This window comes from Acinetobacter sp. B-6 (assembly GCF_056930735.1).
On record NZ_JBXPBY010000049.1, the window covers coordinates 1 to 731 of the forward strand.

1 protein-coding gene is annotated in these 731 nt (G+C 43.2%); it reads right to left on the minus strand.

Translation table 11 applies throughout. From position 1 onward, the window contains the following. On the minus strand, positions 1-731 hold a 731-nt coding region (locus tag AC1Z3T_RS21165), incomplete at both ends, for an MBG domain-containing protein (protein ID WP_483396993.1).

Genomic DNA, 731 nt, shown 5'->3' on the forward strand with positions numbered 1-731 from the left:
GACCTGTTGCACTAAAGCCTGATGCAGTTTGATTTTGTCCGTTATAAACAGTTGATACGCTATTCGCTGTCACCGTCGCTTTGGCTTTGGCAATATCCAAAGCGCCATCCACAAAGGTCAGATCGTAGTTTTTATCAACGCCATTGGCTTTATTCGTATAACTACCTGCATCTTTAGCCGTTACGGATGCTGTCACACCAGAAAGTACAGATTCGGTTTCGCCATTGACCAAACCAGTAGCGCTAAAGCCTGATGCTGTTTGGTTTTGACCGTTATAGGTCGTATTTAAACTATTCGCCATTACAGTCGCTTTGGCTTTGGCAATATCTAAAGCCCCATCGACAAAGGTTAGATCGTAGTTTTTATCGACACCATTGGCTTTGTTCGTATAACTGCCTGCATCTTTAGCGGTAACAGATGCAGTCACATCAGAAAGTACAGATTCAGTTTCACCATTGACCAAACCTGTTGCACTAAAGCCTGATGCTGTTTGGTTTTGTCCATTATAAACAGTTGATACGCTATTCGCCGTTACAGTCGCTTTGGCTTTGGCAATATCCAATGCTCCATCAACAAAGGTGAGATCATAGTTTTTATCAACGCCATTGGCTTTGTTCGTATAACTGCCTGCGTCTTTAGCCGTTACAGATGCTGTCACACCTGTCAATACCGAACTATCTTCGCCATTCACCAAACCAGTAACGCTAAAGCCTGATGCTGTTTGGTTTTTG